Source organism: Lentzea sp. NPDC006480 (assembly GCF_040611995.1).
GTDB lineage: Bacteria > Actinomycetota > Actinomycetes > Mycobacteriales > Pseudonocardiaceae > Lentzea.
Genome location: NZ_JBEXPJ010000326.1, coordinates 1 through 2,830, shown reverse-complemented (window position 1 = coordinate 2,830; position 2,830 = coordinate 1). Strand labels below are relative to the sequence as shown.

Annotated in this window: 3 protein-coding genes; 2 read left to right on the top strand and 1 reads right to left on the bottom strand. The window is 67.8% G+C overall.

Annotated features, from left to right (window positions below):
• The first annotated feature begins 77 nt into the window (after positions 1-77).
• The gene (locus ABZX92_RS45615) at positions 78-1,301 is read left to right on the top strand and encodes a hypothetical protein (protein WP_355572377.1); all 1,224 of its coding nucleotides are present in this window, start codon (positions 78-80) and stop codon (positions 1,299-1,301) included.
• Positions 1,298-2,140, top strand: coding sequence for a septum formation family protein (locus tag ABZX92_RS45610; RefSeq protein ID WP_355572375.1), 843 nt, complete (start codon positions 1,298-1,300; stop codon positions 2,138-2,140). Before ABZX92_RS45615 ends, ABZX92_RS45610 begins: the two co-directional genes overlap by 4 nt.
• Before the next feature lie 294 nt (positions 2,141-2,434).
• On the opposite strand, the gene ABZX92_RS45605 is transcribed toward ABZX92_RS45610, so the two are convergent.
• On the bottom strand, positions 2,435-2,647 hold the full coding sequence (locus ABZX92_RS45605) for a hypothetical protein (protein ID WP_355572373.1): 213 nt from the start codon (positions 2,645-2,647) through the stop codon (positions 2,435-2,437).
• Positions 2,648-2,830: the final 183 nt, after the last annotated feature.

Sequence of the window (2,830 nt, the reverse complement as noted above, 5' to 3'; positions counted from 1 at the left end):
CCTCACCCCCACGCCATTGACCGCGGGCGACCACACCCTTCGCGTTTCCTACCGCCCGATCGCGGGCTCCTACAAGGGTGACGCGGTGTACCGGGCTCGCGGTCGTGCCGGGCGTCGCCCACGCCCAGGACGCCAGCTGCTACGACACCACCGCACCCCTGACCGTGGAGGAACAGCGGCTCGACGACACGCTCGTGGCCGGTGGTCCCGCCGTCGGTCCCGCGCTGGTGAAGCTCGCCGGGTTCGACGGCCGCGTCACCGATTTCACCGCGAAGCTCTGCCGGCAGGTCGTGCTGAAGCAGGCCCAGCAGTTCGCCGAACGCGAGGGCAACGCGCTGTGGAAGGCCGCGGTCGCCCGTGCGCAGAGCAGCAAACCGTTGGCACACGACGCTTACGACGACCGCCCGCTCTACTGGGCGCGCCTGCAGCTCTCCACCGCGTTGCGCCAGTGGAAGCCGCGGTTCGCGCTGTCGGTGCACGACCGCGCTCAGCTGATCCAGCAGTTCGACTGGGCCTCGCGCGGGCTGAGCGACTCGGCGTTCCCGGTGAAGCCCGGCGTCCGCAAGATCGCGGTGACCGGCTTCGACCCGTTCCAGCTCACCGGAACCAACGTGCGGCGCGCCAACCCGGCCGGTGCGGCGGCGCTGCAGCTCGACGGCCGGGAGATCACCACGCCCACCGGCAAGGTCGTGCTGCAGGCCGCGGTGCTACCGGTGCTGTGGGGCGGGTTCGACGAGGGGATCGTCGAGCAGTTCTACGGAAAAGCCCTGGAGCAGAAGCCGGACGCGTTCGTGACGATCAGCCAGGGCAGGCCCGGCAAGTTCGACATCGAGCGGTGGGCGGCGCGCTGGCGTGGCGGCTCGGCGGACAACAACAACGTCGGCTCGTACGGCAGCGTCCCCGATGCAGCTGGGTGGCCGCAGCCGTCGAACGAGTTCATCGAGACTTCGCTGCCGTTCCAGAAGATGATCGACGCGGGCACCGGCCCGTTCCCGGTGGTGCTCAACCGCAGCTTCTGCGAGTGGGTGATCGTCGGCTCGCAGCAGGACTGCCGCACCGATGACCCGACACCGGGCCGTGTCGCGGCTGTCGGCGGTGGCGGGAACTACCTCTCCAACGAGAGCATGTACCGGGCCAACCGGGTGCGAATCGGTTACGGCGCAACGAATGTCCTCGGTGGACACCTCCACACGCCGGTGCTCGGACAGCCCGCCGACCCGGCCGCGCTGACCGACCCGGCGTTCGAAAAGCAGCGTCGGGACATCGCCGATCAGGTCAAGGCCCTAGTCTCTCTGGTGTGAATCGTGTGCGGCTGGCGGTGGGAATCATCCTGAGCGCGTTTGCTCTGAGCAGCTGCGCGATCCAGGTCGGAGGTCAGGCCGTACCCGGCCCGATGCCGTCCACCGCCGCCGCGGACGCACCGACGCTGCCGAAAGTGGGGCAGTGCATGAACTCCTCGGAGCTCAAGCCGGTCGACTGCGCCGCGAGCCACGACGCCGAGGTCATGAACCTCGGCGAGCTGACCGGTCTCTCGTCGAGCTATCCGGACACGCAGGCGCTGCGCAAGGCCGCGCTGCCGCCGTGCTACGCGGCGATCAACGACTACCTGGGCAGCGCGGACGCCGGCGCGACCCGTCTGCAGGTGTGGGCGTTCTGGCCGAACGAGGCGAGCTGGAAGAAGGGTGACCGGTGGCGGCTGTGCACCGTCGTCGAGCTCACCCCGGACGGAAAAGCCCTGCCCCGCAAGGGAATCCTCAAGGGAGTCCTGAAGGGTTCTGCGTTCAACACGTACCAGATCTGCCTCGGCGGTTCGCCCTCCAAGGACCCGGACGTGAAGCCGGTGGCGTGCAACGGCGCGCACATGGCAGAGGCCGTGCCGGGTGGCATCGTGCCGCTGGGCAAGTTCAGCGACCCCACGCCGTCCAAGGACCAGATGAGCGCGATCGCCAAGGACAAGTGCACCAAGGCCGTGCAGGACTACGTGGGCTCGGACAAGCGCACGGACGTCTTCCCGGCGTGGCGCATGCCCGGTTCCCAGGGCTGGTCAGAGGGTTGGACTTACGCCATCTGCTACGCGGAGGCCACCAGGGCCTTCAACGGCACTCTCCTCGGCATCCGCGACAACCCGCTCCCGAACTGATCCGGCGACCACGACCATCAGCACGGCGGCCAGGGAAAGCACCAGCATCGCGATTCCCGCAATCCCCACGGCACACCTCCCTCTCCTCCGTTGACGATCTTGGTGATCGCCGTCACACAACTAAGACGTTCCCGGAGAGGGGCAGGTTCATTCCTGCGTCAAGACCATTTTCGGAAGTTGTGGAGAAGTCGCCGAGCAGTCCCCAGGGCTGTCCACAGCTATCCACAACATGTGCACAGAGCCGTCCACACCTGTGGACAACTTCGTCTCAAATGGACGGTGAGCTGCACTGACTCAGAGAAAATTGCTGCACAGGACCACACCGGCGGCGGTACCGATGGCTAAACCGACGACGAACACGAGCGTGTAGCGCCACCACGGCGTGCGGGCCGGCGGGGCGGGCGGCACCGGGTAGTAGCGCACGATGCCTGTCGTCGGCCCGACCTCGACGTCCCGTTTCGAGCCGTCGTAGTGGAGTCCCCCGAGGAAGTCCTCGTCCTGCGTCACACCTCAGTGATACCTCACCCAGGCGACCCAGTCACTCTCCGCACCTGCTTGAAATGCACGCGGGGGCCCCGCGTTTCCTCCTTAGGAACAGGAGCGCCCCCCCCAGCGGCGGCCGTGTGACAGCGCGCCGCTCAAGCAGCCGCCGCCGTGAAGTGCGTCGGGGTGGAGGCCTCACCCCCTCAA